The following is a 24,183-nucleotide window of genomic DNA, read 5'->3' as shown; positions in this document are numbered from 1 at the left end:
GAAAGGAGCCTGATTGTGGTTTGGTGTGCAATGGTATACAAAGCAGCCTAAGACATCTTGAACCTCCCCGGGCCTTAAGGCAAAACCTTTGCAAGCCCGTCTGCAAACCTCTGAAAGGCACAGCCATGACAGTTACCGTCGGCACCGATACCGCCAAAACCCGCAAAACCCTGAAAGTCGGCGACCAGTCCGTCGGATATTACTCCATCGCCGCCGCCGAAGAGGCGGGCCTGGGCGATTTTTCCAAGCTGCCCGCTGCGCTGAAGGTGGTGCTGGAAAACCTGTTGCGGTTCGAGGATGACGGGTTTTCAGTCTCAACCGACGACATCAAGGCGTTTTCCGAGTGGGCCGACAAGGGCGGCAAGAACCCACGCGAGATCGCCTATCGCCCGGCCCGCGTGCTGATGCAGGACTTCACCGGCGTGCCCGCCGTTGTCGACCTTGCCGCGATGCGCGACGGGATCGTGGCGCTGGGTGGCGACGCGCAGCAGATCAACCCGCTGAACCCGGTCGACCTCGTCATCGACCACTCGGTGATGATCGACGAATTCGGCAACCCGCGTGCCTTCCAGATGAACGTCGACCGCGAATACGAGCGGAACATGGAACGCTACCAGTTCCTCAAGTGGGGACAAAAAGCGTTCAAGAATTTCCGCGTCGTGCCACCGGGCACCGGTATCTGCCATCAGGTGAACCTTGAGTATCTCGCGCAGACCGTCTGGACCGACAAGGACCAGAACGGCGATGAAATCGCCTATCCAGACACGCTGGTCGGCACCGACAGCCACACCACTATGGTCAACGGCCTGGCCGTGCTGGGCTGGGGCGTCGGCGGGATCGAGGCGGAAGCCGCGATGCTGGGGCAGCCGATCTCCATGCTGATCCCCGAAGTCGTGGGCTTCGAGCTGACAGGCGAGATGGTCGAGGGCACCACCGGCACCGATCTGGTGCTGAAGGTCGTCGAAATGCTGCGCGAACATGGCGTCGTCGGCAAATTTGTCGAGTTCTACGGCTCCGGCCTCGACAAGTTGCCTTTGGCCGACCGCGCGACGATCGCCAATATGGCTCCGGAATACGGCGCCACCTGCGGGTTCTTCCCGATCGACAACGAAACCCTGCGCTACCTGCGCAACACGGGCCGTGACGAGGATCGCATTGCGCTGGTCGAAGCCTATGCCAAGGAAAACGGCTTTTGGCGCGGTGCGGACTACGCGCCGATCTACTCGTCCACGCTGTCGCTGGACATGGGCACCGTCGTGCCCGCGATCTCCGGCCCAAAGCGGCCCCAGGACCACATCAACCTCGACGTCGCCGGGACGGAATTCGGCAAATACGTCAAGGGTATCCGCGAGGGCAAGGATGCCTCCGCCAATGCCGAAGTGCGGTGGGAGGGCGAAGGCGGTCAACCGGAACCGCGCGACATTCCGGGTGACGAAGGCCATCACCAGCGTGGATATGTCGAGACCGAGGACGGCAATTACCAGCTGCATGACGGCTCCATCGTGATCGCCTCGATCACCTCCTGCACCAATACGTCGAACCCCTATGTGATGATCGGCGCGGGCCTCGTCGCGCGCAAGGCACGCGCGCTTGGCCTGACGCGCAAGCCTTGGGTCAAGACATCGCTGGCACCCGGCTCTCAGGTCGTCAGCGAGTATCTGGAGGCCGCGGGCCTGCAGGAAGACCTCGACGCGCTTGATTTCCACCTCGTCGGCTATGGCTGCACGACCTGCATCGGCAACTCCGGCCCGCTGGAGCCTGCGATCAGTAAGGCAATCAACGACTACGACCTGATCGGCGTTTCCGTGCTGTCGGGCAACCGTAACTTCGAGGGGCGGATTTCGCCCGATGTGCGCGCCAACTACCTCGCATCGCCACCGCTGGTCGTGGCTTATTCGCTGGTCGGCGACATGAACGTCGACATCGCGAATGACCCCATCGGTCAGGACAAGGACGGCAAGGACGTCTATTTGAAAGATATCTGGCCGACAGCGGCCGAGATCAACGAATTGGTCGAAAAGACGGTGACGCGCGAGGCGTTCAAGTCGAAATACGCCGACGTGTTCAAGGGCGACGAAAAGTGGCAGGCCGTGGAGGTCACGGATTCCGAGACCTACGACTGGCCCGCCGCATCGACCTACGTGCAGAACCCGCCCTATTTCCAGGGCATGTCCAAGGACGCGGGCACGATTTCCGACGTGAAGGACGCCAAGGTGCTGGCGATTCTCGGTGACATGGTCACGACCGACCACATCAGCCCCGCGGGGTCGTTCAAGGATACGACACCAGCCGGCAAGTATCTGATCGAACGTCAGGTGCCGGTGCGCGAATTCAATTCCTACGGCTCGCGCCGCGGCAACCACGAGGTCATGATGCGCGGCACATTCGCCAACATCCGCATCAAGAACGAGATGCTGGACGGGATCGAGGGTGGCTATACCAAAGGCCCCGATGGCAAGCAGGCTGCAATCTTCGATGCCGCGATGGCGCATCAGGAAAACGACACACCGCTGGTGATCTTCGCCGGTGAACAGTACGGCGCGGGTTCTTCGCGCGACTGGGCGGCGAAGGGCACCGCGCTGCTGGGCGTGAAGGCCGTGATCGCGGAAAACTTCGAGCGTATCCACCGCTCAAACCTTGTCGGCATGGGTGTCATCCCGTTCGAATTCACCGGCGGCGACACCCGCAAATCGCTTGGGTTGACGGGTGACGAAACCGTGACGATCACCGGTCTGGACGACGTGAAACCGCTACAGGAGATGACGGCGCAGATCACCTATGCCGATGGCACGACCAAGGACATCACGGTGAAATGCCGGATCGATACGGCGGTAGAGATCGAGTACATCGAAAACGGCGGCGTGCTGCACTACGTGCTGCGCAACCTCGCCAAAGCCGCCTGAATCGCGATATACATGACGCAAAAGCCCCGCCGTTTTGGCGGGGCTTTTGCTTTTTAGGGAATACAATTTCTGATCCAACTTTTGTGTGCAAATCCTCAACGAGGATTTGGCATCAGACTTTCATCGAAAGTCTGATGACCGCGCTCAATCTCCGGCCATGGCCTTCTGCAGCTCCGGCAGAAACCGCTGCTCGTAATCCGCTTCCACCAGTGGGCCGGTGAACCGATAAAGCACGGTGCCGTCGCCACCGATAATGAAGGTCTCCGGCGGGGCGGTCACGCCCCAGTCGATGGCCGTTCGTCCACGCGGGTCGAAGCCGGTGGCGAAAAACGGGTCGCCCTCGTCGATCAGATAGGACGCCGCCTGATCCTCGGTATCGCGGAAATTCAATCCGGCCACGCGGTATCCCCGATCGGCCAGCGCCAAGAGATTCGGATGCTCTGCCCGGCACGGCGGGCACCAGCTGGCCCAGAAGTTCAGGATCGTCACATCGCCCGCAGCCAGATCGCCCCCTTCCAGCAGATCGGTCCCGGGCACGGCGTCAGCGGGCAAGGCCGGTGCCGCCTGCCCCACGCGGGTCGACGGCAGTTCGTCCGCGCGGTCGCGCATCATGCCGCCGAAGAACAACCCGGCCAGCGCCGCAAAAACGACGGGCGGCACGAAGACCAGCTTGGAAACTCTAGCCATTCTTCCGCTCGATCCTTGCCAGCGCAGCCTTGGCGCGCCGAGATCGCACAACACAGAACACGATCAGCCCCGCCAGCAAAGCAAGGCTTGCCCCATAGGCGGCCAGCACCTCGGTCGCGTATTTCCCCAGATCGGGAATCATGTGCGACGCGCCCGCATCTCAAGCGCCCGGATCCGGCGCAACCGGATCTCCGTCCGGGTGCCAAGCAGCGTCAGTGCAACGAACAGCAGGACGAAACCCGCAATGGAAAACAGCAGCGGCTGATAGAACACGTCGGCCACGTTCTTTTCTGCATCCAGCGACAGCGATGCCCCCTGATGCAATCCCTGATTCCAGAAGTTCACGGCGTAGCGCGACAGAAACGCAAAGATCGACCCCACGATGCACAGCACGCTGGTCAGGTCAGCGGCGGTGTCCGGGTCCTCGATCGCGGCCCAGAGGGCGACGTAGCCAAGGTAGAACAGAAACAGGATCAGGAATGACGTGAGCCGCGGGTCCCAGGCCCAATAGGTTCCCCACATCGGCGACCCCCAGATGGCGCCGGTCACCAGCGCGATCAGCGTCATGGCGATACCGACGGGTGCCGCCGCCTTGGCCGCCAGCGCCGAGACATGATGGCGGCGCACCAGCCAGATCAGTGAGGCCACGAGCATCATGATCCAGGCGTTGATCGCCATCAGCGCGGAGGGCACGTGCAGATAGATGATCTTGACGGTCGATCCCTGCCGGAAGTCATCCGGCGTGAAGAAGAAGCCCCAGACCAGACCGATTGCAAGGCACGCTGCGGCCAGCACGAAACCGATGCGAACCACAGGTGCGGTCCACGTCATGAAGCGTTGCGGATTTGCGTATCGCCAGAGTGACATGGCTCTTCCTTATCCCCGCCCCGGCGCGGTCTCAACCCGGCTCACCTTAGATTGATCCGCAGCACCGCTGCCGTGGCAAAGGGTAGCAGGGCCACCGTGCCCAGCGTGATTCCCGACAACAGCATCAGTGGTGCTGTGGTATCGAGCCCGCCTGCCCCGCGCCGCACGACCTCTGCCCCGAAAATCAGCGTCGGGACGTAGAGCGGAAGAACCAACAGCGACATCAGCAGACCGCCACGACGCAGGCCGATCGTCAGCGCGGCACCGAAGCTGCCGATCATCGACAAGGCCGGTGTGCCGATGGCGAGCGATGCCAGCAAGTAGAGGTAGGCCGCGCTGTCCAGATGCAGCAGAAATCCCAGCACCGGCGCCATCAGCGTCAGCGGCAGCCCGGTCGTCACCCAATGCGCCAGCCCCTTGACCAGCCCCACGCCTTCCAGCGGCAATGGCGATGTCGCCAGCAAAGCCAGCGTGCCGTCTTCGAAATCGAGTGCAAAGATCCGGTCGAGTGAGAGCAAAGCCGCAAGCAGCGCCGCAACCCAGAGCATCCCGGGGGCGATCCGCGACAGCAAAACCGCATCCGGCCCGACGCCCAGCGGGATCAGCACGATCACGATCAGAAAGAACGCAAGGCCGAGTCCAAAACCGCCACCGGCCCGGACGGCGAGCCGCAGGTCGCGGAGGAAAAGCGCGATCACAAAAACGCCTCATCCACGCCGCCGCGGTCAGGCGCGGCGCGAAACCGCGTCAGATCCAGTTCGGGCGCGCTTAGCCCGAGGTCGATATGCGTGGCGATGACCGCGATGCCGCCTTGCGCCAGATGCCTGTCCCGCAGCCAGTCGGCAAAGAGGTTTACCGAGAACCGGTCGAGCGACACGGTCGGTTCGTCCAGAAACAGGACAGGCCGTTCGATCACGCCCAGCCGCGCCAGTCCCAGCCTGCGTTTCTGCCCCGCCGACAGCGTACCCGTAGGCCGATGACGCAGGTCCACCAGATCGAAGGCTTCATACACATCGTCGGTCACCGACTTTCCATAGACATCCGCCCAGAACTGAAGATTTTCGGCCACGGTCAGCGCCGCCTTGATCCCGTCCGCATGGCTGGCGTAGGCGCCGGAGTCTTCGGGATAGTCGGCCTGACCGGCGACGGCGGGCTGCAATCCCGCCAGGCTGCGCAACAGCGTTGTCTTTCCGATGCCGTTCGGCCCGCGCAGGATCAGCACCTGCCCCGCCGCCACGTCGAACGACACGCCCTCCAGCACCGTCACACCGCCCCGCGCACATGCGTAATCGCGGACCGACAGCATTGAGTTCACACCGGGATCAGGGCGACCGCGACGCGGCGACCTTCGGACAGCAGTACATTGTAGGTGCGGCAGGCGGCGGGAGAGGCCATCGGTTCGACGCCGATCCCCTCCGCTTCGAGCGGTCGCTGGAAAGCGTCGGGCAGATGGGCGATCTCGGCCCCTGTGCCGACGAAAAGCACGTCGATATCCGAGCCATGCGCCAAAACGGTCGCCGCATCCGCGAACCCGCCCCATGCGACGACACCCGACGGCAACGCCAGCACCGGCCCCTGATGGACCTTGCCGCCTATGCGGAAAAAGCCCGGACCATACCCGTCGATCGGCTGGCTGTCGTTATACTGGACCTCGTTCAGGCGCATCTCGTCCCCGCCTCAGGCGTCGATATTGGAATACTGGTTGCCGACCGTCGGCGCCTTTTTCGTCCAGTCGCGCTTGACGCCCAGAACCAGCAAGACGGCCGTGGCCACGAAAATCGACGAATAGGTCCCGATGAACACGCCCCACATCATCGCGAACACGAACCCGCGTATCACGTCGCCACCCAGCACGAAGAGCGCCAGTAGCGCCAGCATCGTCGTGCCGGAGGTCATCAAGGTCCGCGACAGCGTTTCGTTGATCGAGATGTTGAGCACCTCTTTCAGCGGACGTTGCTTGTATTTGCGCAGGTTCTCGCGCACCCGGTCGAAGACGATCACCGTGTCGTTGATCGAATAGCCCACGATGGTCAGCAATGCGGCGATGATCGCCAGATCGAATTTGATCTGCAACTCCGAAAAGATGCCGATGGTCAGCAGTACGTCATGCACCAGCGCGAGCACCGCGCCCACGGCGAACTGCCATTCGAACCGGAGCCAGATATAGGCCATGATCCCCGCAACGGCGAGTGCGACAGCGATGATCGCGGTCTGGATCAACTCTCCCGAGACCTTCGGCCCGACCGATTCCACGGATGGGGTCGTGATCGACGGATCGACCTCCAGCAGTGCAGCCTTGACCGCCTCGATCGTCGCGTTGCTGACGCTTTCCTCGCCGTCCTGCGCCTGAATACGAACCATGGCGACATTCTGGTTCTCGTCGAAGGTCGGGTCGAACACCTCTGAAATCGACACATCCCCCAGTTCCAGCGGTTCCAGGGCAGCGCGATATGCGCCGACGTCGACCGACTGTTCGGATTGTGTGCGGATACTCGTGCCGCCCTGAAAATCGATGCCGAAATTCAGGCCCTGCAGTGCAAAAGACCCGAAAGCGACGATCATCGCGATCCCGGAAATACCAAGCCACATCCGGGCGCGGTTGAAGAAATCAAAGCCGGTCTCGTCCTTGACCAGTTTCAGGCGCGGGCCGTTCATGATTTCGCGCGGGCGCTTGCGGGCGTACCACAACACGATCAGCGCCCGCGTGACGAACAGCGCGGTAAAGACCGACGTCAGAATACCCAACCCCAGCGTGATGGCAAAACCACGCACCGGCCCTGACCCCATGACGAAGAGAATCGTCGCGGTCATGAAGGTCGTGATGTTGGCGTCCAGAATGGACGACATCGCCTTTTCGTAACCCAATTCGATGGCGCGTGCCGGTCCCTTGGCCGTCTTCAGTTCTTCGCGGATACGCTCGAACACGATCACGTTGGCATCGACCGCCATACCGATGGTCAACACGATCCCCGCGATACCCGGCAGAGTCAGCGTGGCCCCGATCAACGACAGCAGTCCGAAGATCAGACCGACGTTGATCACAAGTGCGATATTGGCGAAGACACCGAACAGCCCGTAGGACAGGAACATATAAAGCAGAACCGCGATGCCCGCGACGATGCAGGCGATCTGGCCTGCGTCGATGCTGTCCTGCCCCAGTTCCGGCCCGATGGTGCGTTCTTCGAGGAACGTCAGTTCCGCTGGCAGGGCACCGGCCCGCAAAAGCACCGCCAGATTGGTCGATTCTTCGACCGAGAAGTTGCCGGTGATGATACCGGACCCGCCGGGGATATGGCTCTGGATCGTGGGGGCGCTGATGACCTCGTCATCCAGCACGATTGCGAAAGGCGATCCCACGTTTTCTGCGGTATAGTCACCAAACTTCCGCGCGCCGGTCACGTTGAAGCGGAAGTTCACCGCAGGCCGCCCGTTCTGGTCGAATGCGGGCTGCGCATCGACAAGCTGCTCGCCCGTCACGACAGGGCTGCGCTCAAGAATATAGAAGATGCCCGGCTCGTCCACCGACGGCAGCAGCACGTTACCCGACCCCGGCGATGCATTGGCGTCGTCCGTGCGACCGACCACAGGCCGGAACGACAGCTGCGCCGTGGTACCGATGATGTCCTTGACCTCTTCAGCCGATCCGACGCCGGGCACCTGCACCAGAATCCGGTTCGTGCCCTGCCGCTGGATCGTCGGCTCGCGTGTGCCGACCTCGTCGATCCGGTTGCGGATGATCTCCAGCGATTGCTGCATGGTGCGTTCGTCCACCGCCTGCTTTTCGGCCTCCGACAGCTGGATCGTCAGGACCGGGCCGTTGGCGCTGACCACGATGTCGGTCGTGCCGACGCCGGTCAGCGATTGCACCGGCCGCGCCAGACCGCGCACGATTTCCAGCGCACGTTCTGCGCCACCTGCCTCGGATATCCGCACGCGCAGCAGGTCTTCGGGGCTGTCCTCGCGGGTGACGAAACCCACGGTATCGCGCTCGGCGGCCAGCGCATCGCGCACTTCCGGCCAGGAGGCCTCCATCAATGTCGCGTAAACGTCCGCGGTCTGCACCTCGGCCAGCAGATGCGCCCCGCCGCGCAGATCGAGACCCAGATTGACGAGGCCCGACGGCAGGAACGACGGCCACTGCGCGATATCCGCTTCGATTTCAGGTGAAGACTGACCCTGTTCGACCAGGGCGAGCGCGTCGTTATGCGTCTCGACCCGTCCATAAAAGCCGTTGGGCATCGCCAGCACCAGCCCGATCAGGACCGTGGCCCAGATCATGAACTGCTTGAAACCCGAAATCTGCAACATGCCGTCTTGCCCCTGTCTTATGCGTCAGTGGGCCGGTCGCGACCCCGTGCTGCCCGTTTTGGGCTTACTTGGCCGGTTCGGTCTTGTTGACGACCGTGGCGATGGTGGAGCGCACGACGCGTACGGTGACGCCGCTTGCAATCTCGACCTCGATCTCGTTCTGCTCGTCCTTGACCTTGGATACCTTGCCCATGATCCCGCCTTGCGTGATCACCTGATCGCCCCGGCGCAGGGCCGCGACCATCGCCTGATGCTCTTTCAGCTTTTTCTGCTGCGGACGGATCAGCAGGAAATACATGATCCCGAAAATAAGCAGCAGTGGGATAAGAGATTCGATGCCCTGCATGAGGATGTCCTTAGGTCTGTTTTCATTGCGGGCCTACGCTGTCGCCCAATCGGCGGCACATTAGGTCCGGGGGGCCTGATTGGCAACGCGATATTCGCGCGCCCAAGGCCCCACAAACCGGTTCACAGCCCCTGTCCTTTGGGGCATATGGGGGCACGTTCTGAAAACGCCAGAGTGAAGGACCAGACAAATGCACGATATCCGCATGATCCGTGACAATCCCGCCGCATTCGATGCCGCGCTGTCCCGCCGTGGATTGCATGCGATGTCGTCCGAAATACTGGCGCTCGACGCAGATCGCCGCGCGAAAATCCAGGCGGCCGAGGAGGCGCAGGCCGAGGCCAACAAGGCGGCGAAAGAGGTAGGTGCGTGGAAAAGCAAGGCAAAGCAGGCTGAATTAAAGTTTCTTGAAGCAACGAGTATGCAAGCAGAATATCAAGAGAAATCTGGCGACAGCGGGTCTATCGAATGGTGGGATAAGCAGGAAGCGATTGCGAAAGCCGATCTCGAAGATGCAACTACCGAGTTTGACCGCCTGCGCACGTTGATGGCCGACAAAAAGGCCGAGATCGCCGCACTGAACGAAGAGGCCAAGGCGCAGGACACGGCCCTGACCGACCTGCTGATGACCCTGCCCAACCTGCCCTACGACGATGTGCCGGACGGCGCCGACGAGGATGACAACGTCGAGATCAAGCGCGCGGGCAATCCCCGCAATTTCGACTTTGATCCAGTGGAACATTTTGACATCAAGGGCGTGCAGGACGGCATGGATTTCGAAACAGCGGCCAAACTCTCCGGCAGCCGCTTCGTACTCTTGTCCGGGGCCGTCGCCCGCCTGCACCGCGCGCTGGCACAGTTCATGCTCGACACCCATACCGAGGAGAACGGCTTGCAGGAAACCATCACCCCGGTGCTGGTGCGCGAGGAGATGATGTACGGCACCGGTCAGCTGCCCAAATTCGGCGAGGACAGCTATCAGACGACGAACGGCTGGTGGCTGATCCCCACGGCAGAGGTGACGCTGACCAATATCGTCAACGGTTTGACCGTCGACGAAGGATACCTGCCGCGCCGCTATGTCGCGCATACGCAGTGTTTCCGGTCGGAAGCCGGTAGCGCAGGACGCGACACCTCCGGCATGCTGCGCCAGCACCAGTTCGAAAAGGTCGAAATGGTGACGGTCTGCCACCCCGAACATTCGGATGCCGAACACCTGCGCATGACCGCCTGCGCCGAGGGCATCCTCGAAAAACTCGGCCTGCCCTATCGCACAGTGGTGTTGTGCACCGGTGACATGGGGGCCGGTGCCCGCCGCACCAACGATATCGAGGTCTGGCTGCCCGGGCAGAACACCTACCGCGAGATTTCCAGCGTCTCGACCTGCGGGGCCTATCAGGCGCGCCGGATGAACGCGCGGTTCAAACCTGCGGGCGGCGGCAAGCCGGAATTTCTGCACACGCTCAACGGGTCCGGCCTTGCGGTCGGTCGCACGCTGATCGCGGTGCTCGAGAATGGCCAGCAGGCGGACGGGTCCGTTACCCTGCCAGAGGTCTTGCACCCTTATCTGCGCGGCAAGACGATGATCGCGGCAGACGGCTCGCTGGCCTGAAAGTGAACCAAACGGTCATGTCCCACGTTCAAGGGGCATGACCAAAGCGCTCCTGACCGCCCTCTTCACGCTGACTTTCGTGATCTCGCCCGCCTTCACCTCGTTCGACGGGTTCGAGGCGCAGCAACTGCCGATCCCGCAAGTCGATCCGCCGATTCAGCCTGCGGGCTATGCTTTCAGTATCTGGGGGCTGATCTATGCGTGGCTGATCGTATCGGCTGGTTACGGTCTTTGGAAACGGGCGGGCGATCCGGCGTGGAGCCGCGCGCGACCCTGGCTGATCGCCAGCCTCGCCATCGGCACGCCTTGGCTCTACTTCGCGACGGTCAGTCCGATAATGGCGACGATTATGATCGTCGCCATGGCCATCTGCGCCATCGCGGCGACGCTCCTCGCCCCGAAGTTCGACCGCTGGTGGTTCCAAGCCCCTGTCGCGATTTACGCGGGCTGGCTGACGGCGGCCTCTTTCGTCAGCATCGGCAGCACGATGGCGGGCCACGGTATCGCCTTCGGCAGCCTTGGCTGGGCGTTCACCGGGATCATCGGCGCGCTGATCGTCGGGTTGCTCGCCTTCCGCCAACGCCCCGATGCGCCCGAATACCTTCTGACGATAATCTGGGCGCTGGTCGGGATCGTCGTGGCAAACGGATTGGAGGTCTGGACCGTCACCACGCTCGCGGCGACGGGCATCGTCCTTCTGCTGGCGGTGATCGTCACAGGGGGCCGTGCATCGAAGCTCGCCGCGTCCTGATCAGACCCGACGCAGCAGGATCGCATAGGTCCCGATCGTCAGGATAGAGGCCGCCAGCAGTGCCTCGACCGGCAGCATCAACCCCAAGTAGATGATCGCCAAGGCAGCGAAGACAGGCATCACGCCGCCAAGTGCTGCATAGATCGCCAGGGTCAGCCGTTGAGTCGCACCGCACAAAACCGACAGGATCGCGATGTCAGCGCCCCAGATCAGCAAAAGGGCGGGTACGAAAAGCGCCGTAAGTGGCATCTGTCCGCCGCTGGAAAACAGTGTACCCACGACGACTGCCGTCAGTTGTAAAATCAGCAGATGCAGCGGGACCACCAACGCCAGGAACACATATTTCCGCCACATCAATCCGTCGGCCTTTTCTTCAGATGTTTGGACAGACGTGACGGCTGTGACGATTTCTTGTCCTTGTACGGGTTCTTGTCACCCTGATCGCGCAGATACAGCCGCACCGGCGTGCCCGGCATGTCAAAGTCGGCTCGCAAGCCATTGATCAGATAGCGTTTATAGCTTTCGGGCACGGCATCGGGGTGCGACGTCATCACGACGAACGCCGGTGGCCGAGTCTTGACCTGCGTGGCATAGCGCATCTTGATCCGCTTGCCGCCAGGTGCGGGCGGCGGGTGCTGTTCGAGCATGCCGGTCAGCCAGCGGTTCAGCTGCGCCGTGGTCGCCCGCCGGTTCCAGACATCATGCGCGCGCATGATCGCCTGCTGCAAGCGGTCCAGCCCCTTGCCGGTCTTGGCAGAAACGGTAACGAGCGGCGCACCGCGCAGCTGAGGCAAAAGCCGCTCGAAACTCTCGCGCAGTTCTTTCAGCTTGCCCTGTTTTTCATCCTCCGTGTCCCATTTGTTCACCGCGATGACGACGGCGCGGCCCTCGCGCTCCGCCAGATCGGCGATGCGCAGGTCCTGCTGTTCGAACGGGATACTGACGTCGAGCAGCACCACCACGACCTCGGCGAACTTCACCGCGCGCAACCCGTCGGAGACCGACAGCTTTTCCAGCTTTTCCTGCACCTTGGCCTTCTTGCGCATTCCCGCGGTGTCGAAGATGCGCATGGGGACCAGTTCACCATCCGGCCCCGCCCATTCCGTCTGCACCGATATCGCATCCCGGGTGATCCCGGCCTCCGGCCCGGTCAGAAGGCGTTCCTCGCCGATGATCTTGTTGACCAGCGTGGACTTGCCCGCATTCGGGCGGCCCACAACAGCGATCTGCAGCGGCTTTTCGCGGGTCGGCACGCGGGGTGCATCCTCGTCGTCCTCGCCCACGTCGACATCGGTGTCCGGCGTATCGGCAAGGCTGCGCTCTTCCAGTTCCTCGGCAATGGGGCGCAGCACGTCCAGCAATTCGCCCATCCCCTCGCCATGTTCGGCGGACATGCGGATCGGTTCCCCAAGCCCTAAGGCAAAGGCTTCGAGGATCGACGCATCCGCCGCCTTCCCCTCGCCCTTGTTGGCGGCGAGGATTACATGCGCGTTCTTCTTGCGCAGGATATCGGCGAACACCTCGTCCGCGGGCAGGACACCGGCGCGCGCGTCGATCATGAACAGGCAGACATCGGCCATTTCGACCGCACGTTCGGTCAACCGCCGCATCCGGCCCTGCAGGCTGTCGTCGGTCGCCTCTTCCAGGCCCGCGCTGTCGATCACGGTGAATTTCAGGTCCGCGAGCCGCCCCTGCCCCTCGCGCAGGTCGCGCGTCACACCGGGCTGGTCGTCGACCAGCGCCAGCTTCTTGCCGACCAGACGATTGAACAGCGTGGATTTGCCCACATTCGGGCGACCCACTATGGCGAGGGTGAAAGACATAATCGCGGCTCCGACTAAACAGATGCAGGCCGATATACCAAGATCACGTCAACGGAAAGCGTGTAAATTGCCATCCTTGCTGACGACGTAGAGCGTCTGCCCCGCCACAACCGGGTTTGACGCGGCCCCGCCCGCGATCTCGACAGCACCCAGTGCGGCACCCGATGTCGGGTCGAACTGGCGGATCAGCCCGTCGGAGGACGCGACGATCAGCCGCCCGCCCGCCAGAACGGGGCCATAGTGGGCGTGCTTGCCGACGATCCTGCCGAAACTGCCGGTCACCGTATCGGGCAGTGCCACGCGCCAGATCACGGAGCCATCCGCCGCATCCAGCCGCACAAGCTGGTTCAGATCGTTGAGCAGGAACACGAAACCGCCCGCCGGCCAGACCGGCCCGGTCGTGCCTTCGCGCGCGGTCCAAAGCCGGTCGCCGTTGCTGGTATCCATCGCGGACAGACGGCCCGAAAAGTTGCCGACGTAAACGACGGTCCCGTCGATCACCGGATCGCCCGAGATATCGGAGATATTCGCCGCGGCAGAGCCGCGACGTTCGCCCGCCACGAAGGTCGCCCACCGGCGCAGCCCGCCCTGCGGGAACGCTGCGATCACTTCGCCCGACTGGAACGGAAAGATCGCGATCTCGCTGTTGACGGCCACACCCGACCCACCGCCGAACCCGGACACCGAAGGCGTGCCCGACAGCTGCCAGCGGATGCGCCCGGTATCGACCTCCAGCGCCCAGCCGGTGCTGTCGCGCCCCGCCAGATAGACCAGATCGCCGAAGATCGTCGGCGACGACCCGGCGGGCGCATCGAGGTCCTGAGTCCAGATTTCAGCACCCGTCGCCGCATCCAGCGCCGTCAGCTCGCCAAATCCGGAGGCCACGAAGATCCGGCCGTTGCTGTAGGACAGGCCACCGCCGGACGCGTCACGCAAATTGTCGGTGCGCGGCTGCACGCTGCGCGTCCAGGCGGTTTGCCCGGCTGCGGTCGTGGCCGTCACCTGCGCGCGCGCGTCGAGCGTATAGACCACACCGCCCGCCACCACAGGGTCGGCGGTGATCCGGGCACGCAGGCTGTTGCCCTCGCCGATCGGCACGGCGAATATCTGCGTCAGTGACGGGCCGAGGGCGGGGTGCGTGATCATATGATCGGGACCGCCGTTACGGTGGGTCCAGTCGGCATTGGCCCGCGCGGCGGCAAGGCGCAACGGTCGGGCCTCGTTGATCGTGGCGGTTTCATCGGGGCGGATATCGAGCCGCTCTCCGGGCAGGATGATGTCCTGTTCGCCACAGGCCGCAGCCAAAGCCAGCACCGCCGCTCCAAGTATCGGTTTCACTGTCACGGTCACATGCCCCTTGTTGGCTTATTGATCAGCGTCCGCAGCCGGCGCGGCGTCCGGGCTTTCGGGATCGATCTCGGCACCCAGCGCCACAATCAGGCTTTGCGCCCGTTCGCGCAAGCCCCGCGTCACGCCCGCATCCTCGACGATCACGCGCAGCGTCGCGACGGCGGCCTCCGTATCGCCCGCGGCGACATCCATCTGTGCAAGCTGTTCCAGCGCCAGCAGGTGAAACGGCCCACCGGGTTGCGCAAATCCTTCGAGCGTCTGGCGTCGTGCGGCGGCGTCGGTTTCGGGCGTCACGATCAGCGCCGACTTGAATCCCGCCACGTCGCGATAGACCTGCGGAACGTCGGGGTTCACGGCCAGCGCATCAAGCGTCGCCTGCGATGCGGCAAGATCGCCCGCTTCCTGCTGCGTCGCGGCGGTCAGCAATGCGGTCACGGCCACCGCCGCACCATCGGCGGAGACCGTCTCCAAAGCCGCCGCCCGTGCTGCGGCATCGTTCTCGGACAGCGCGTCGAGCATCGCATCGCCGGTGGATTGCGCAACAGATGTCAGTTGCGCCTTGCGGTATTCGTTATAGGCCGCACCACCGACGATCAGCAGAACGGCGACGACAGCGATCCAGCCGTATTTGCGCAGATAGCCGAACAGCCGGTCGCGCCGGACCTCTTCGGTGACTTCGTTGATAAAGCTGTCTGTCTCGCTCACCCGGACCCCCTCGCGCCACCTGCATGGCTCGTGTCGTTTCGACGTTCATACAGTGAAGTTTTGGCAAATGCCAAGACCCGCGCGCTGGCCATATGCCCCTGCGACGCGGCACCGCAGAAAACGAGGCTTGCGGCCTGCGCATCTGGGGCCTAAACTGAACTAAGCAGTTTAGTATGGAAAAAGACATCCGACCGCGCCCATCGCGCGTAGATACTAGGATATGTTTCGGGTAAGCCGCACCTGGAACTGGTGCAAAGGCCGCGAGATGAAGATCATACCCATCGTTACCGCCCTGCTGGTGTCTGCCGCGCTCTACCTCGTCGTATTCGAGCGGGAGCGCCTGGTCGAATTTGCCCAAACGTCTTCACCGGTGCCCGCCCCGCCTGCGGAAGAGCCTACTGACGATACCGGCGACGAGACGGATGTCGCCGACGTCGCGGCCCCCGAGGCGGATGACACCCGCGACGATGACGACCATGTCGTGCGGGTCGTGGCGCTGCGATCGACGGCGCAGACCGTCGACAGCGCCGTCGTCCTGCGCGGCAAGACGGAGGCGGCACGGCAGGTCTCGGTCGCGGCGGAGACATCCGGTCAGGTGACGTCGGAGCCGCTGCGCAAGGGCGCCTACGTGACTGCGGGAGAGCCGTTGTGCGAACTTGATCCCGGCACGCGCGAGGCAAGCCTTGCAGAGGCGCGCGCCCGTCTGGCCGAGGCACAAGGCCGTGTGCCCGAAGCCCGCGCCGCCATCGCCGAAGCCAACGCCCGCATTCGCGAGGCTGAAATCAACGTCAACGCCGCCCGTCAGCTGAACGAGGGCGGGTTCGGGTCGGAAACCCGGCTGGTCAGCGCGGAGGCCGTGGCGGAAGCCGCCGCCGCCGGGCTGCAGCGCGCGCAATCCGGCGTGGCAGCGGCAGAGGCGGGGATCGAGGCCGCGCAGGCCGGTGTCGCCGTCGCCGAACGGGAGATCGAAAAGCTGGTGATCAAAGCCCCCTTTGCGGGCCTGCTGGAAACCGATACCGCCGAACTCGGGACGCTGATGCAGCCCGGATCGCCCTGTGCCACCATCATCCAGCTCGACCCGATCAAGCTGGTTGGCTTCGTGCCCGAGACCGATGTGCACAAGGTCTCTGTCGGGGCGATGACCGCCGGACGGCTGACCGACGGAGCGAACGTCACCGGGCGGGTGACCTTCCTGTCACGCTCCGCCGACGAAACGACCCGGACGTTTCGGGTCGAGGTCACGGTACCGAACCCGGATCTGGCGATCCGCGACGGCCAGACCGTCGAAATCGTCGTGGCCTCGGACGGGCGGTCGGCCCATCTGCTGCCGCAATCCTCACTGACGCTTGACGATGACGGCGCACTTGGCGTGCGCACGGTCGACGGCGACAATACCGCAAGGTTCATGCCCGTCACCCTGCTGCGCGACACCGTCGACGGCGTCTGGGTCACCGACCTGCCCGAGCAGACCGACGTGATCATCGTCGGACAGGAATTCGTCACCGACGGCGTGCCGATCGCGCCGACCTATCAGGAGGCGGAAGGATGACCGGACTGGTCGACTGGGCCGCAAGCCGTGCGCGCATGGTGCTCGCTTTCATCGCCCTGTCGCTTTTGGCGGGCGGCATGGCCTATGTGGGCCTGCCCAAGGAAGGCGAACCGGATATCGAAATTCCCGCGATCTTCGTGTCCGTCCCCTTCCCCGGCATCTCCGCCGCCGATAGCGAAACCTTGCTGGTCAAGCCGATGGAGACGGAGCTGTCCGATCTGGACGGGCTGAAAACCATGACCGCGACCGCATCGGAAAACTACGCCGGGGTCGCGCTGGAATTCGAATTCGGCTGGGACAAGACCAAGGTACTGGCCGATATTCGCGACGCGATGAACGCGGCGGAAGCGAAATTCCCGGCGGGTGCGGACCAGTATTCGATCAACGAGATCAACTTTTCCGAATTTCCCATCATCATCGTGAACCTCACCGGGGCCGTGCCCGAACGCACCCTGCGCCGGGTGGCAGAGGGTCTGCAGGAACGCATCGAGGGTCTCGACGCCGTGCTGGAAGCCGGGCTTGCCGGGCAGCGCGACGAGATGCTGGAGGTCGTGATCGACCCGCTGAAGCTGGAGGCCTACAACGTCACCGCGGGCGAGCTGATCGGCGTCGTCACCAACAACAACCTGCTGATCGCGGCAGGTGAGGTGGAGACGGCACAGGGCACATTCGCCGTGAAAATCCCGTCGTCCTTCGACGAGCCGCAGGATGTCTATTCGCTGCCGGTGAAGACGAACGGTGACCGTGTGATCACGCTCGGCGATCTGGCGACGATCCGCCTGACCTTCGAGGACCGCGTCGGGACCGCCCGCTTCAACAACGTCAACACCGTCGCGCTCCAGATCGTGAAGCGCAAAGGGTTCAACCTGATCGACACCACCGCGCTGGTCCGCGAAGTGGTCGAGGAAGAACGCGCAAGCTGGTCACCCGACCTGCAGGCCGCCATCGACGTCGGCACGTCCAACGACCAGTCCAAGGGCGTGGCCTCCATGGTCAGCCAGTTGGAAGGGTCGGTACTGACCGCCGTGGCGCTGGTGATGATCGTGGTGCTGGCCGCCCTTGGCACCCGGCCTGCCCTGCTGGTGGGCTTCGCGATCCCCACATCGTTCCTGTTGTGTTTCGCCTTGCTGGCGATCATGGATATCACGATCTCCAATATCGTCATGTTCGGCCTGATCCTCGCTGTGGGGATGCTGGTGGACGGCGCGATCGTCGTGGTGGAATACGCCGACAGGCGTATCCAGGAAGGCTCCGGTCCGATGTCGGCCTATACCGAGGCCGCGAAACGCATGTTTTGGCCGATCATCTCCTCCACCGCGACGACCCTTTGCGCGTTCCTGCCGATGCTGTTCTGGCCCGGCGTGCCGGGGCAGTTCATGGGCATGCTGCCGGTCACGCTGATTTTCGTGCTGTCGGCCTCGCTCATCGTGGCGCTGATCTATCTGCCGGTCATGGGCGGTGTAACAGGGCGGCTCAGCCGCGCGTTCGAGGGTGTGTCGGACGCCCTACGCCGCAAGCTGCCATGGATCATCCGCGCGCTTCTTGTGCCCGTGGCGATCATGACGGTTTTCGCCGGCGCGATGCTTACCCTGAACCCCGGTTACTTGACCGGCGAAGCGGTGCAGACCACAGGACTCGGTGACAGCCTGCCGGGGATCGCGCTGTTCCTGTTCGGTGCGGCTTTCGCGTCGATTAGCATCGGGGCCGCCAAGATCACCCGCCGCCGCAAGCGGATCAAGGCAGGCTATCGCCGGACGCCGTTTGGCTATTTCATGTACTTCATCGTCGGCAACCCGATCATGCCGCTGGTGACGATCGGCGCCGTGATTTTTACCGTCATATCGATCTTCGGCTACTTCGGGGCCAACAACAACGGCGTCGAGTTCTTCGTGGAATCCGAACCGGAGCAAGGCACCGTCTACGTGCAGGCGCGCGGCAACCTGTCGCTGGCCGAAAAGGATGCGCTTGTACAGCAGGCCGAGGCGGTCGTGCTGGCGAACCCCGGTGTGCTGAACGCCTTCGCCTTTGCCGGTGACGGCGGGCTGAACACCGATGCCAGCGGGGCCAGCACCCCGCGCGACACAATCGGTCAGGTGCAGTTCGAAACCATCGCCTGGGACGACCGGCCCACCGTGCGGCAGGACTGGTTCACCATCCCCGTCATCGACTACACCGTGCAGCGCAGCGTGAAAGACGACACGTTCGACGGTGACCTGATCCTTGAGCAGATTCAGGCAGAGCTTGATCAAATTCCCGGCATCCGCTCCGAGATTCTCGCGCTCGCGCGTGGCCCCGCATCCGCCAAACCGGTGCATCTGCGTCTGCGCGGCGAAAACTGGGATGACCTGCGCGCCGCGACCAACATGGCGCGGGCGCGATTCGAGGCTACACCCGGCCTGACCCTGATCGAGGATACGCTCCCCCTGCCCGGGATCGACTGGCAGATCGATGTCGACGTCGAAAAGGCCGGTCGCTTCGGCGCGGACGTCGCATCCGTCGGGGCCATGGTGCAGATGGTGACGCGCGGTATTCTGCTCGACACCATGCGCGTCGACAGTTCCGACGAGGAAATCGAGATCCGCGTACGCCTGCCCGAGAAAGACCGCGTGCTGTCGACGCTGGACACTCTGCGCGTGCGCACCAATCAGGGGCTGATCCCGCTGTCCAACTTCATCACCCGCACGCCGGTCGAAAAGCTCGCCCAGATCGACCGTATCGACCAAACGCGGTATTTCGACATCAAGGCAGGCGTCGAAACCGGTCTGGTCGCGCTGACACGCACACCCGAGACCGAAGGCGCGCAAGGCGAGACCGTCGCCGTCGCCCGGATCGCGGATGAAGAGGCGACCGGGGTCGCGAAATACGATGTGCAATCCTATGCGGCGGGCTACGGCCAGTCCGATCTGCGCGAACTGCTTGCCGTTGAGGATGCGCTGACAGAGGTCATCATCAACCCCAACGAACGCATCGCGCAGTTGACCGCATGGCTCGACACCCAGCCGTTCGAAGGGTCCGTCGATTGGGAATGGACCGGCGATCAGGAAGATCAGGCGGAATCCCAGGCCTTCCTGCAAACCGCCTTCGCCGGCGCGCTGGGGCTGATGTTCATCATTCTGCTGGCGCAGTTCAATTCCATCTACAACTCCGTCCTCGTGCTGCTGGCGGTGGTCATGTCGACCGCAGGCACGCTGGTGGGCATGCTGGTGATGGATCAGGCGTTCTCGATCATCATGACCGGCACGGGGATCGTGGCATTGGCCGGGATCGTGGTGAACAACAACATCATCCTGATCGACACCTATCAGGAATACAGCCAGTACATGCCGCGGTCAGAGGCGATCACCCGCACCGCCGAGGACCGCATCCGCCCCGTGCTGCTGACCACCATCACGACGATGGCGGGACTGGCGCCGATGATGTTCGGCCTCAGTCTCGATTTCTTCGGCGGCGGCTACAGCTTCAACAGTCCGACATCGCTGTGGTGGAAACAGCTTGCCACCGCCGTGGTCTTCGGCCTCGGAATCGCCACGATGCTGACGCTGGTGTTCACGCCCGCGATGCTCGCCACCCGCGTCTGGGTGACGACCTACGTTCTTTGGTTCGCGCGCCTGCTGGCCAAGCTGTCGTTCGGCCGTTCGTCCCGCGCGGCACAGGACTGGGCACTGCAACGGCAGGCCCGCCGGATAAAATCGCCCGAGTTCATCTGGACAGAGGACGACGATGCAACACGCGCGCCGCGTCCGATGGTCCCGCTGACCACCATTCAGGCGGCAGAATGATGCAGTGGCCGTTATGGATCGCCGCAGGTGTCGGGGCGCTGGTCTGCACCGTACACGCCATCGCAGGCGGCAAGGATACCGCCGCCCCGGTCGCGGCCTCGCGCGACCTCGACACGACGGCCAAACACACCGCCCTGTTGGTCTGGCACCTGATGACGTTGGCCCTTGTGCAACTGGCCGCCCTGTTCGCGGCAGCCGCGTATTTCGACAGCCGCAGCCTGGCACTTGCCGCGACCCTGACGGCACTGGCCTACGCCATTGGCGCGCTGGTCTATCCGCTCACCGCGAAGGTGTCGTTCCGCATCCTGCCGCAGTCCACGATGTTCGCGGGTATGACGTTTCTTGGCACGTTGGCGCTGACGGCCTGATCACTCCGCCGTCGCCGGGGCCTGATCCATCAGCGCCAGCGTGCGCCATGCCAGCCCCAGCGTCAGCACCGCGCAAAGCGCGATTCCCGCGACCATCGGCACCGCCGTCCCGTCGAAAAACAGCCCCGCCACAACGACCATCACACCGCCCGTCACCATCTGCAACGTGCCACCCAGCGAGGACGCAAGCCCCGCGATCTCGCCATGCGGGTCCAGCGCCATGACCATCGTCGTGGGGATGATCAGGCCCAGACATGCGTTGCCCAGAAACAGCCCGGCCACGACCACGGCCAAGCTGACGAAGCCCACCAGCAGAACCAGCAGAAGTCCGATTGCGAAGACGGCGAACCCGATCACCGCCCAGCGCATCACCGGCACGATGCCGAACCTTTCGCCCAGCGGCCCCGCCGCCTGCGACGCGGCGAAGAATCCGATCGCGTTGATCGCGAAGGCGATACTGAACCCGGTCGGCGTCAGCCCGAACTGTTCTGTATAGACGAAGGCCGCACTGGCCAGAAACACCATGAAGCTGGCGAACCCGAAGCCGCCGATCAACGTCAGCCCCATGAAGACCGGATCGCGGAACAGCACCTTGGCCCCGCGCATCAGGCTGCGCAGGTTGACCGGCACCCGGCCTGCGGGCGGCAGCGTCTCCGGCAGCAGCGTCGCGGTCACCAAAAGGCTTGCCCCCGCCGCCAGCGCCAGCACCCAAAAGATCAGCCGCCAGTCGCCCAGCGCGATCAACCCGCTGCCCGCCAACGGGGCCAGCATTGGCGAAACGGAAATCACCAGCATCACCATCGCCATCAGCTTGGTCGCCTGCGGGCCGGTGTGCATGTCGCGGATCACCGCGCGCGGCACCACCATCAGCACGGCACCGCCCGCCCCCTGTACGGCGCGGAAAAAGATCAGCCAGCCGATGGACGGGGCCAGCGCGCAACCGACCGTCGCCGCAGCAAACAGCCCGACACCCACGTAAAGCGGCAGCTTGCGCCCCACCTGATCGGCCCATGGTCCGTAGAACAGCTGCGCTATCCCGAAGACCACGAAATAGACCGTGAGCGTCAGTTGTACAGCCGCCGCATCGGTCCCCAGACCCTCGGCAATCGCGGGCATCGCGGGCAGATACATATCAATCGCGAACGGTCCAACCGCCGCCAAAAGCCCCAGGACAAGGGCCGCGCGCAACATCGACATCGGGTATTCCTTTATTCTGCGCAGCGCGTGGGCGCTGCGGTCAGGCTCAGACTGTCACGTCTTCCTCGGATTGGCGATTCCACAGATGCGCATACCTGCCGTCTTTTGTCAGCAGCGCGTCATGCGTCCCCTCCTCCACGATCCGGCCCGCCTCCAGCACGACGATACGGTCGGCATCGGCAATAGTGGACAGGCGGTGCGCGATGGTGATCACCGTGCGGCCCTCGCCCATGGCCTTCAGTTCCGCCTGAATTTCCATCTCGGTTTCCGTGTCCAGCGCGCTCGTCGCCTCGTCGAGCAGCAGGATCGGCGGGTTCTTCAGGAGCGTCCGGGCGATCCCTACCCGCTGTTTTTCCCCGCCCGAGAGTTTCAGGCCGCGTTCACCGACAGTCGTTTCGTATCCATCCGGTAAGCTGACAATAAAGTCGTGTATCTTCGCGGCCTTCGCGGCGGCCACTATCTCTGCCTCGCTCGCCGTGGGGCGCCCATAGGCGATGTTGTAGTGCACGGTATCGTTGAAGAGCACCGTATCCTGCGGCACCACGCCGATCTGGCCGTGCAGGCTTTCCTGTGTCACGTCCCGCACATCCTGCCCGTCGATCAGCACGGCCCCGTCGGTCACATCGTAAAACCGGAACAGCAGCCGTCCGATGGTGGATTTGCCCGACCCTGACGAGCCGACGATCGCAACCGTCTGCCCCGGTGCCACCCGCAGGCTGACCCCCTGCAGGATCGGACGCTCGGGATCATAGCCAAAGGACACGTCGCGCAACTCCACCGCGCCGCCATCCACGACCAGCATCGCCGCATCGGGTTTGTCCGTCACCTCTGCCGGTTGCTCCAGCAGGTCGAACATATCGCCCATGTCGATCAACGCCTGCCGGATTTCGCGGTACACCGTGCCAAGGAAGTTCAAGGGCATCGTGATCTGGATCATATAGGCGTTCACCAGAACGAAATCGCCCACCGTCAGGCTGCCGTCCTGCACGCCCAGCGCCGCCATGACCATCACGGCGACCAGCCCGCCGGTGATCAGCAGCGCCTGCCCGAAGTTCAGGAATGCCAGCGTATAGTTCGTCTTGATCGCCGCCGCCTGATACCGTTCCATCGCGGCGTCATAGCGGTCGGCTTCCCACCGCTCTGCACCGAAATACTTGACCGTCTCGAAGTTCAAAAGACTGTCGATGGCCTTCTGGTTGGCGTCGGTGTCCTGATCGTTCATTTCCTTGCGGATTTTTACGCGCCATTCTGTCACCGCGAAGGTGAACCAGACATAAAGCGCGATGGTCACGACCACGACGACCAGATACCAGACGTCGAACGTGAAAAAGAGCACGCCCGCGATCATCAGCAGTTGCAGCACCAGCGGCCCGACCGAAAACAGCAGGAACCGCAGCAGGAACTCGACCCCCTTCACCCCGCGTTCGATCACGCGGGACAGACCACCGGTCTTGCGGGTGATGTGGTAGCGCATCGACAGGCGGTGAATATGGGTGAAGGTCTGCAACGCCAGCGCCCGCAACGCGCCCTGCCCCACGACGGTAAAGATCACGTCGCGCAGCTGCTGGAAACCCACGGTCATCAGCCGGGCCAACCCGTAAGCCAGCGTAAGCCCCACCGCCCCCAGCCCCAGATAGGTCGCCATGTCGCCGTTCTCGGGTGCCATGACGTCGACCGCCTGGCTGAAGAACTGCGGCGTGATCACGGCGATGACCTGGCTGAGCAGCAGCGCGATCATCGAGGTCACGACGCGGACCTTGACCCCCGTCTCCCCCCTCGGCCAGAGATAGGGCATGACGCGCCGGATGACGTTCCAGCCCTGGATCCGCGTATTGTCGAGATTGGCTTGGGTCTTGGTCAGGCGACGCATCTGTATTCCAGTACTGGCAAGACGCCAAAACTATGCGCTGCCGTCACCGGTGACCAGCCCTCTGCCAA

20 protein-coding genes are annotated in these 24,183 nt (G+C 63.5%); 6 read left to right on the top strand and 14 right to left on the bottom strand.

Translation table 11 applies throughout. The features are described from left to right. Positions 1-125 precede the first annotated feature (125 nt). Positions 126-2,903 (top strand): aconitate hydratase AcnA, encoded by a 2,778-nt coding sequence (gene acnA, locus AC04PH_RS07645; protein ID WP_483065149.1) that lies wholly within the window; start codon positions 126-128, stop codon positions 2,901-2,903. 144 nt (positions 2,904-3,047) lie between these two features. Here the strand turns inward: acnA and AC04PH_RS07640 are convergent, their stop codons facing one another. The 8 genes from AC04PH_RS07640 to yajC all read right to left on the bottom strand — a co-directional run bounded on the left by AC04PH_RS07640 (position 3,048) and on the right by yajC (position 9,111). Next, positions 3,048-3,590, bottom strand: coding sequence for a DsbE family thiol:disulfide interchange protein (locus AC04PH_RS07640; protein ID WP_483065148.1), 543 nt, complete (start codon positions 3,588-3,590; stop codon positions 3,048-3,050). Beyond that, positions 3,583-3,732, bottom strand: a complete 150-nt coding sequence (gene ccmD / locus AC04PH_RS07635) for a heme exporter protein CcmD (RefSeq protein ID WP_483065147.1) — start codon at positions 3,730-3,732, stop codon at positions 3,583-3,585. The genes AC04PH_RS07640 and ccmD overlap by 8 nt, the downstream gene beginning before the upstream one ends. Next, positions 3,729-4,457: a heme ABC transporter permease gene (locus AC04PH_RS07630; RefSeq protein WP_483065146.1), complete on the bottom strand. Its 729-nt coding sequence runs from the start codon at positions 4,455-4,457 to the stop codon at positions 3,729-3,731. The genes ccmD and AC04PH_RS07630 overlap by 4 nt, the downstream gene beginning before the upstream one ends. Before the next feature lie 41 nt (positions 4,458-4,498). Continuing rightward, positions 4,499-5,155 (bottom strand): heme exporter protein CcmB, encoded by a 657-nt coding sequence (gene ccmB, locus AC04PH_RS07625; protein WP_483065145.1) that lies wholly within the window; start codon positions 5,153-5,155, stop codon positions 4,499-4,501. Next, positions 5,152-5,763, bottom strand: coding sequence for a heme ABC exporter ATP-binding protein CcmA (gene ccmA / locus AC04PH_RS07620; RefSeq protein ID WP_483066168.1), 612 nt, complete (start codon positions 5,761-5,763; stop codon positions 5,152-5,154). The genes ccmB and ccmA overlap by 4 nt, the downstream gene beginning before the upstream one ends. Positions 5,764-5,768: 5 nt before the next feature. Beyond that, positions 5,769-6,122 carry an Mth938-like domain-containing protein gene (locus AC04PH_RS07615; protein ID WP_483065144.1) on the bottom strand — a complete coding sequence of 118 codons (354 nt, stop codon included), beginning with the start codon at positions 6,120-6,122 and terminating at the stop codon, positions 5,769-5,771. A gap of 12 nt (positions 6,123-6,134) precedes the next feature. Beyond that, positions 6,135-8,765 carry a protein translocase subunit SecD gene (gene secD, locus AC04PH_RS07610; RefSeq protein WP_483065143.1) on the bottom strand — a complete coding sequence of 877 codons (2,631 nt, stop codon included), beginning with the start codon at positions 8,763-8,765 and terminating at the stop codon, positions 6,135-6,137. 64 nt (positions 8,766-8,829) lie between these two features. After that, positions 8,830-9,111: a preprotein translocase subunit YajC gene (gene yajC / locus AC04PH_RS07605; RefSeq protein WP_483065142.1), complete on the bottom strand. Its 282-nt coding sequence runs from the start codon at positions 9,109-9,111 to the stop codon at positions 8,830-8,832. A gap of 190 nt (positions 9,112-9,301) precedes the next feature. Between yajC and serS the strand changes: the two genes are divergently transcribed. Continuing rightward, positions 9,302-10,723: a serine--tRNA ligase gene (serS, locus tag AC04PH_RS07600; RefSeq protein WP_483065141.1), complete on the top strand. Its 1,422-nt coding sequence runs from the start codon at positions 9,302-9,304 to the stop codon at positions 10,721-10,723. Between the two features lie 37 nt (positions 10,724-10,760). Then, positions 10,761-11,474, top strand: a complete 714-nt coding sequence (locus tag AC04PH_RS07595) for a TspO/MBR family protein (RefSeq protein ID WP_483065140.1) — start codon at positions 10,761-10,763, stop codon at positions 11,472-11,474. Here the strand turns inward: AC04PH_RS07595 and AC04PH_RS07590 are convergent, their stop codons facing one another. Genes AC04PH_RS07590 through AC04PH_RS07575 form a run of 4 tightly spaced genes read right to left on the bottom strand, consistent with a single transcriptional unit; the run spans position 11,475 to position 15,352 of the window. Then, complete coding sequence (locus AC04PH_RS07590) at positions 11,475-11,828, bottom strand: hypothetical protein (protein WP_483065139.1); 354 nt, start codon at positions 11,826-11,828, stop codon at positions 11,475-11,477. It abuts the gene before it with no gap. After that, complete coding sequence (gene der, locus AC04PH_RS07585; RefSeq protein ID WP_483065138.1) at positions 11,828-13,297, bottom strand: ribosome biogenesis GTPase Der; 1,470 nt, start codon at positions 13,295-13,297, stop codon at positions 11,828-11,830. Before der ends, AC04PH_RS07590 begins: the two co-directional genes overlap by 1 nt. Positions 13,298-13,345: 48 nt before the next feature. Further along, positions 13,346-14,641, bottom strand: coding sequence for a PQQ-like beta-propeller repeat protein (locus AC04PH_RS07580; protein WP_483065137.1), 1,296 nt, complete (start codon positions 14,639-14,641; stop codon positions 13,346-13,348). 21 nt (positions 14,642-14,662) lie between these two features. After that, positions 14,663-15,352 carry a hypothetical protein gene (locus tag AC04PH_RS07575; protein WP_483065136.1) on the bottom strand — a complete coding sequence of 230 codons (690 nt, stop codon included), beginning with the start codon at positions 15,350-15,352 and terminating at the stop codon, positions 14,663-14,665. 265 nt (positions 15,353-15,617) lie between these two features. On the opposite strand from AC04PH_RS07575, the gene AC04PH_RS07570 reads away from it, so the two are divergent. The 3 genes from AC04PH_RS07570 to AC04PH_RS07560 are packed head-to-tail and all read left to right on the top strand — an operon-like array spanning position 15,618 to position 21,048. Then, positions 15,618-16,901, top strand: coding sequence for an efflux RND transporter periplasmic adaptor subunit (locus AC04PH_RS07570; RefSeq protein WP_483065135.1), 1,284 nt, complete (start codon positions 15,618-15,620; stop codon positions 16,899-16,901). Then, a complete protein-coding gene (locus AC04PH_RS07565) occupies positions 16,898-20,680 on the top strand; it encodes an efflux RND transporter permease subunit (protein ID WP_483065134.1) in 3,783 nt (1,260 codons plus the stop codon). Before AC04PH_RS07570 ends, AC04PH_RS07565 begins: the two co-directional genes overlap by 4 nt. Next, positions 20,677-21,048, top strand: coding sequence for a hypothetical protein (locus AC04PH_RS07560; RefSeq protein WP_483065133.1), 372 nt, complete (start codon positions 20,677-20,679; stop codon positions 21,046-21,048). The genes AC04PH_RS07565 and AC04PH_RS07560 overlap by 4 nt, the downstream gene beginning before the upstream one ends. Here the strand turns inward: AC04PH_RS07560 and AC04PH_RS07555 are convergent, their stop codons facing one another. Further along, complete coding sequence (locus tag AC04PH_RS07555) at positions 21,049-22,239, bottom strand: multidrug effflux MFS transporter (protein ID WP_483066167.1); 1,191 nt, start codon at positions 22,237-22,239, stop codon at positions 21,049-21,051. 52 nt (positions 22,240-22,291) lie between these two features. Then, entirely contained in the window at positions 22,292-24,115 is a 1,824-nt protein-coding gene (locus tag AC04PH_RS07550) for an ABCB family ABC transporter ATP-binding protein/permease (protein WP_483065132.1), read from the bottom strand. Between the last annotated feature and the right edge of the window lie 68 nt (positions 24,116-24,183).

The organism is Yoonia sp. KMU-150 (assembly GCF_056858355.1).
Note: the sequence above shows the minus strand (reverse complement) of the source record. Positions and strands in the feature narration are given on the sequence as shown.

Bases quoted from the DNA above. Each gene is read 5' to 3' on its own strand.
- acnA (WP_483065149.1), top strand. From the start codon at position 126: ATGACAGTTACCGTCGGCACCGATACCGCCAAAACCCGCAAAACCCTG.
- AC04PH_RS07640 (WP_483065148.1), bottom strand. From the start codon at position 3,590: ATGGCTAGAGTTTCCAAGCTGGTCTTCGTGCCGCCCGTCGTTTTTGCG.
- ccmD (WP_483065147.1), bottom strand. From the start codon at position 3,732: ATGATTCCCGATCTGGGGAAATACGCGACCGAGGTGCTGGCCGCCTAT.
- AC04PH_RS07630 (WP_483065146.1), bottom strand. From the start codon at position 4,457: ATGTCACTCTGGCGATACGCAAATCCGCAACGCTTCATGACGTGGACC.
- ccmA (WP_483066168.1), bottom strand. From the start codon at position 5,763: ATGCTGTCGGTCCGCGATTACGCATGTGCGCGGGGCGGTGTGACGGTG.
- AC04PH_RS07615 (WP_483065144.1), bottom strand. From the start codon at position 6,122: ATGCGCCTGAACGAGGTCCAGTATAACGACAGCCAGCCGATCGACGGG.
- secD (WP_483065143.1), bottom strand. From the start codon at position 8,765: ATGTTGCAGATTTCGGGTTTCAAGCAGTTCATGATCTGGGCCACGGTC.
- yajC (WP_483065142.1), bottom strand. From the start codon at position 9,111: ATGCAGGGCATCGAATCTCTTATCCCACTGCTGCTTATTTTCGGGATC.
- serS (WP_483065141.1), top strand. From the start codon at position 9,302: ATGCACGATATCCGCATGATCCGTGACAATCCCGCCGCATTCGATGCC.
- AC04PH_RS07595 (WP_483065140.1), top strand. From the start codon at position 10,761: ATGACCAAAGCGCTCCTGACCGCCCTCTTCACGCTGACTTTCGTGATC.
- AC04PH_RS07590 (WP_483065139.1), bottom strand. From the start codon at position 11,828: ATGTGGCGGAAATATGTGTTCCTGGCGTTGGTGGTCCCGCTGCATCTG.
- der (WP_483065138.1), bottom strand. From the start codon at position 13,297: ATGTCTTTCACCCTCGCCATAGTGGGTCGCCCGAATGTGGGCAAATCC.
- AC04PH_RS07570 (WP_483065135.1), top strand. From the start codon at position 15,618: ATGAAGATCATACCCATCGTTACCGCCCTGCTGGTGTCTGCCGCGCTC.
- AC04PH_RS07565 (WP_483065134.1), top strand. From the start codon at position 16,898: ATGACCGGACTGGTCGACTGGGCCGCAAGCCGTGCGCGCATGGTGCTC.
- AC04PH_RS07560 (WP_483065133.1), top strand. From the start codon at position 20,677: ATGATGCAGTGGCCGTTATGGATCGCCGCAGGTGTCGGGGCGCTGGTC.
- AC04PH_RS07555 (WP_483066167.1), bottom strand. From the start codon at position 22,239: ATGTTGCGCGCGGCCCTTGTCCTGGGGCTTTTGGCGGCGGTTGGACCG.
- AC04PH_RS07550 (WP_483065132.1), bottom strand. From the start codon at position 24,115: ATGCGTCGCCTGACCAAGACCCAAGCCAATCTCGACAATACGCGGATC.